The organism is Saccharomonospora saliphila YIM 90502 (assembly GCF_000383795.1).
Lineage (GTDB): Bacteria > Actinomycetota > Actinomycetes > Mycobacteriales > Pseudonocardiaceae > Saccharomonospora > Saccharomonospora saliphila.
Genome location: NZ_KB912630.1, coordinates 1 through 5,429, shown reverse-complemented (window position 1 = coordinate 5,429; position 5,429 = coordinate 1). Strand labels below are relative to the sequence as shown.

At 73.7% G+C, this 5,429-nt stretch carries 6 protein-coding genes and 1 pseudogene; 6 read left to right on the top strand and 1 reads right to left on the bottom strand.

Going from position 1 to position 5,429, the window contains the following annotated elements; translation table 11 throughout:
• The 6 genes and pseudogenes from SACSA_RS21490 to SACSA_RS0104565 form a co-directional block, all read left to right on the top strand.
• Positions 1–188 (top strand): annotated as a pseudogene (locus tag SACSA_RS21490) (hypothetical protein); the annotation flags it as partial.
• Positions 185–2,275: a xanthine dehydrogenase family protein molybdopterin-binding subunit gene (locus SACSA_RS0104585; RefSeq protein ID WP_028661541.1), complete on the top strand. Its 2,091-nt coding sequence runs from the start codon at positions 185–187 to the stop codon at positions 2,273–2,275. The pseudogene SACSA_RS21490 and the gene SACSA_RS0104585, both read left to right, overlap by 4 nt.
• 64 nt (positions 2,276–2,339) lie before the next feature.
• Positions 2,340–3,185 (top strand): SDR family oxidoreductase, encoded by an 846-nt coding sequence (locus SACSA_RS0104580; RefSeq protein ID WP_019813905.1) that lies wholly within the window; start codon positions 2,340–2,342, stop codon positions 3,183–3,185.
• Between the two features lie 63 nt (positions 3,186–3,248).
• Positions 3,249–3,584, top strand: a complete 336-nt coding sequence (locus tag SACSA_RS0104575; protein WP_019813903.1) for a DUF3140 domain-containing protein — start codon at positions 3,249–3,251, stop codon at positions 3,582–3,584.
• 78 nt (positions 3,585–3,662) lie between these two features.
• Positions 3,663–4,016, top strand: coding sequence for an ArsR/SmtB family transcription factor (locus tag SACSA_RS0104570; RefSeq protein WP_019813901.1), 354 nt, complete (start codon positions 3,663–3,665; stop codon positions 4,014–4,016).
• A gap of 45 nt (positions 4,017–4,061) precedes the next feature.
• The gene (locus tag SACSA_RS0104565; protein ID WP_157596609.1) at positions 4,062–4,499 is read left to right on the top strand and encodes a peptidase M52; all 438 of its coding nucleotides are present in this window, start codon (positions 4,062–4,064) and stop codon (positions 4,497–4,499) included.
• Between the two features lie 80 nt (positions 4,500–4,579).
• Here the strand turns inward: SACSA_RS0104565 and SACSA_RS0104560 are convergent, their stop codons facing one another.
• A complete protein-coding gene (locus tag SACSA_RS0104560; RefSeq protein ID WP_048876427.1) occupies positions 4,580–5,362 on the bottom strand; it encodes an energy-coupling factor ABC transporter ATP-binding protein in 783 nt (260 codons plus the stop codon).
• Positions 5,363–5,429 lie beyond the last annotated feature (67 nt).

Here is a 5,429-nt window from a genome sequence, read left to right as displayed (position 1 = left end):
CGCGGGTGGCCGAGGGCGCCCTGCGTGGCAGGCCCGCGGTCGCCGACGAGTTCCGCGCCGCCGCGACGGCCGAACTCGCCGACGCGGCACCGCTGCCCGGCAACGCGTTCAAGGTGCCGATGGCGCGGAACCTGCTTGTCGCCGTGCTGACCTCGCTCGCCCGGGCGACGGAGGGGACGCGGCCGTGACGGAGCCACTGCGACCGAGGGCGATGGGTGCCGACCTCGAACGGCTGGAGGCGCACGCGAAAGTCACCGGAACGGCGCCGTACGCGTGGGAACACCCGGTCTCGGAGCCGACCTATCTGCACCCGGTCCAGGCCACCGTCGCCCGGGGACGCGTGACCGACGTGGACGCCCGCGCCGCGACCGCGCTCGACGGCGTCCTGACCGTGCTGACCCCGTTCAACGCCCCCGGACTGGCGCGGGGGCGCGACGCCGAGCTGGAGGTGCTGCAGAGCGACGAGGTCGCCTTCCGGGGTCAGCTCGTGGCGGCGGTCGTCGCCGAGACTCCGGAGACCGCGCGGCAGGCCGCCGATCTGGTCCGGGTGGACTACGAGACCCGGCCGCACGACGTCACGTTCTCGGCCGACCGGGAGGACCTGTACGCACCGGAGGTCGTCAATCCCGATCACCCCACCGACACCCACGAGGGAGACCCGGACGCGGCGTTCGCCGTCGCCGAGCGCGCCGTCGAGGCGACCTACACCACCGCGCGCTACCACAACAACCCACTGGAGCCGCACACCACCGTGGCCGTGTGGGACGACGACCGGCTCACCCTGTACGACTCGACGCAGGGGGTGCACACCGTGCGTGCCGCCGTCGCCGGGATGTTCGAGCTGGACCCCTCGCGCGTGCGGGTCATCGCCCCCCACGTCGGCGGCGGGTTCGGCAGCAAGGGCACGCCGCACGCCCACCTGGTGCTCGCGGCGCTGGCCGCGACCCGCACACGCGGCCGCCCGGTGAAGTTCGCCGTCACCCGGCAGCAGATGTTCGCCTTCGTCGGCTACCGCACACCCACCATCCAGCGCATGCGGCTCGGGGCGGGCGCCGACGGCAGGCTGGTCTCGATCAGCGACGACGTCGTGGAGACCACGGCGCGGTTCAAGGAGTTCGCCGAGCAGACGGGCGTGCCGACGCGCACCATGTACGCCGCGGGCCACCGGCGCACCACGCACCGCCTCGCCGCGCTGGACGTCGGGGTGCCGTCGTGGATGCGGGCACCGGGCGAGTGCCCCGGGATGTTCGCGCCCGAGGTTGCGATGGACGAGCTGGCCGAGGCGTGCGGGCTCGACCCGGTGGCGCTGCGGCTGCGCAACGAGCCGGAGCGCGACCCCGACTCGGGCCTGCCCTTCTCCAGCCGCAATCTCGTCGCCTGCCTGACCGAGGGCGCGCGGCGGTTCGGCTGGGACCGGCGTCCCCCGCTGCCGCGCGCCACCTTGCGAGACGGCTGGTGGGTGGGCACCGGGGTCGCCTGCTCGCTCTACCCGGTTCTCCAGCGGCCCGTCTCGTCGGCGTCGGTGCGCTTCCGCGACGACCGGTGCTACGAGGTCGGCATCGGCGCCACCGACATCGGCACGGGCTCCCGGACGGCGCTGACCCAGATCGCGGCCGACGCGCTCGAGGTCGCCGTCACCGACGTCGAGGTGCGTCTCGGGGACAGCGCCCTGCCGACCGCGACGGTGGCGGGCGGGTCGTCGGGCACCACGAACTGGGGCTCGGCGATCGTGGCGGCGGCCCGGCGGTTCCGCGCCGAGTGCGGCCGCGATCCCCGGCCGGGTGACGAGGCGACCTCCACGATGCCCGCCAACCCGGAGACCTCGCGCTTGTCGATGCACGCGTTCGGCGCGCAGTTCGCCGAGGTGTGGGTCGACGCCGCGACCGGCGAGCCGCGGGTACCCCGCCTGCTCGGGGTTTTCGCCGTGGGCCGGGTGGTCAACCCGCGTACCGCGCGATCGCAGCTCATGGGCGGCATGACGATGGGCCTGTCGATGGCGCTCCACGAACAGAGCGTGCTCGACGAGCGGTTCGGCCACGTCGTCAACCACGACCTGGCCGAGTACCACATCAGCACGTGCGCGGACGCGGCCTCGGTGGAGGCGTACTGGATCGACGAGCACGACCCGACGGTCAACCCGATGGGCACGAAGGGGATCGGGGAGATCGGCATCGTCGGCACGGCCGCGGCCGTCGCGAACGCGGCCCACCACGCAACCGGAATCCGCGTCCGCGACCTTCCGGTGACCGCGGACGCGCTGCTGACCGACCCGTGAGGACCGGGCCGGCGGCCCCGCACAACCGCATCCGACCGACCGCATCGACACGAGGAGATACCGGGTGAACCAGCCAGAACAGACCCAGCCGCCTCCCGGCGACACCGGCCGGATGGAACCGGAGCCGAGGGACGAGATGCGCGGCTACGTCGGCCGCGATCTCCTCCGCGCCCGGCGCGCGCTCATCACCGGCAGCGATTCGGGGATCGGCCGGGCGGTGGCCGTCGCCTTCGCCATGGAGGGCGCCGACGTCGCCGTGTCGTACCTGAGCGAGGACGCCGACGCCGAGCACACGGCCGCGCTCGTACGCGAGCAGGGCCGCCGGTGCCTGCTGTTGCCGGGTGATCTGGCCGAGGCCGACCGCTGCCGCACGATCGTCGAGGAGACCGTCGCCGAGTTCGGCGGTCTGGACGTGCTGGTGAACAACATCGCCACGCAGGCCGAGCACGAGTCGTTCGAGGACATCAGCGACGAGGACTGGCTGCGCACCTTCGACGTCAACGTGCACTCCTACTTCCGGGTGACCGCCGCGGCGTTGCGGCACCTGCCCGAGGGCGGTGCGATCATCAACACCGGGTCGGTGAACGGCCTGCGCGGGAACAAGAAACTGATCGACTATTCGGCCACCAAGGGTGCGATCCACTCGTGGACCTTCGCGATGGCGCAGTCGCTGGTCCCGCGCGGCATCCGGGTCAACTGTGTGGCACCGGGTCCCGTGTGGACGCCGCTGATCCCGGCGACGATGGAGTCCGAGCACGTCGAGCGGTTCGGCGCCCAGGTCCCGATGGGGCGGCCCGCCGACCCCGACGAGCTGGCCCCGTCGTTCGTGTTCTTCGCGTCGAACCGGTTGTCGTCGTACTACACCGGCGAGGTGCTGGCCGCGTTGGGCGGCGAGACGACACCGGGCTGAGCCGGGCCCCCGCCCGGACGCGGCGCGATCCACCGGTCCCCCACGAACGAAGGAGGTATGGGGATGGACGACTCCGCCGAACGGCTGTGGGACGAGTTCCACCGCGTGGTCAACATGTCCTCACGCGAGCTGAGCGAGTGGTTACGCACCCGGTCGGCGGCGCCGGAGGACGAGGAGTATCCCGACCAGGCGGGACCACATCTCGGCAGGCGCGTGCTGGAGATCCTCGGCAAGCGCAAGACCGACCTGCTCGACGACGACCTCGCCGTCATGCGCAGGGTCGTGGACACGGTGCACGGCAGGCGCGGTGACGAACTCGAACCCACGGCGGGCGAGACGCACTGGCGGCACCGGCTGATGTCGATCGGGCACGACCCGCTCAAACCGCCGGCATCCTGACCCGGACCTCACCCGCCGCGGGCTCCGCACGGCGCCCGGGTGGGTGAACCGGGCGGGCAACGGTGAGATCATGGGGAGGTGCCCACGGATTCGCGACGCCGTTCCATCGACCGGGACCGGGTCGAGGCCGCCCTCGACGGCCTCGGCGACCGCGAGAACCTCCAGCGCTGGGCGGACCGGTTCGCCGTGATCGCCGACCCGTCGCGGTTGGCGCTGCTGGTGTGCATCCATGGCGCCCGGGAGATCTGCGTGTCCGACCTGGCGGTGGCGGCGGGGATGACCGACACGGCGGTCTCCCAGGCGTTGCGCGTCCTGCGGGCACACGGTCTGGTCACGGCCGACCGGCGGGGCCGGGTGGTGTACTACCGGCTGGCCGACGAGACGATGCACGACCTCATCCACCGGGTGCGCCCGCACGCGCCCCGGGCGTGACGCGCCGCGTTGTGACCGCCCGCGCACCGGCCTACTGTGGAGCGCATGAGGCCATGTGTGCTGGTCGCGGGCGTCGGCACGGTGGGCAGGGGCGATGACGGGTTCGGCATCGAGGTGGTGCGCCGCCTCGCGGACGAGGTCCTGCCGGTGTGGGTGCAACTGGCCGAGCACGGCATCGGGTGCGGCAGGCTCGGCCGCGAGCTGCTCGGCGGCTACGACACCACGGTCCTGCTCGGCGCCACGGCGACGGGTGCGGTTCCCGGCCGGCTCCGGGTCACCGAGACCGACCTCGGGGACCTCGGGCCGGACGACGGTCCTGCCCTCCCGGCCCCGCGGGGGCGGGGAGCGAGGCGCTCGCCGACCTCCTGCCGCCCGGTCTCGGGCCGGGAGCGGCACACACACTGCTGCGGGTGCTCGGCGGCGACGCGGGACGGGTGGTCGTGGTGGGCTGCGTCCCCGCGCGCACGACCGGCTTCGGGCTGAGCCCGCCCGTGGCCCGGGCCGCTCGCGAGGCGGTCCGACTGGTCACCGACCTGGTCTGGGGCGCGTGGCCGGGGCCGCCGTCACCCCGGATCGAGCCGGAAACCCCACGGCAGCTCCAGCCGGTGCGCGGCGAGTAACGCCTCGTCGGCGAGCAGCGCGCGAGTCGGCCGGTCCGCGATCACGACGCCGTCGTCGAGCAGCACGCCGCGGGGACACAGCTGGAGGGCGAACGGCAGGTCGTGGGTGACCACGAGCATCGTCGCCGTCAGCGTGGCCAGTACCTCGACGAGCTCGCGCCGGGCCACGGGTTCGAGGTTGACCGACGGTTCGTCGAGCACGAGAACGTCCGGGGCGCTCGCCAGCACGGTCGCGAGCGCGACCCTGCGACGCTGGCCCACGGACAGGCGCGACGGCGGGCGCCGCGCGTGCCCGGCCATGCCCACGGCGTCGAGCGCGGCACGGACCCGTGCGGACAGCTCCGGTTCGGCCACGCCGAAGTTGCGCGGGCCGAAAGCCACGTCCTCGGCCACGGTCGGCATGAACAACTGGTCGTCCGGGTCCTGGAACACCAGGCCCACGCGGCGGCGGATCTCGCCGAACGTCGGCGGCGCCACCTCGATCCCCGCGACGCGGACAGTGCCCGCGCTCGGGGTGAGCAGGCCGTTGAGGTGCAGGGCCAACGTCGTCTTGCCCGCACCGTTGGGACCGAGCACCGCCACCCGCTGCCCGGCGTCCACGCGCAGGTCGACGCCCGCGAGGGCGAGCCGTCCGTCCGGATAGCGGTGCCGCAGGTCCGCGACGTCGAGTGCGGGCGGTGCGCCGGGGGCGTGGGTTCCCGCCGTGCCGGGGTCACCGTGGTCCACGGTGCCCTCACCCACCCCACACCGCCACCGCGCACACCGCGCCCACCACGGCGGCCGGAGCGAGCCC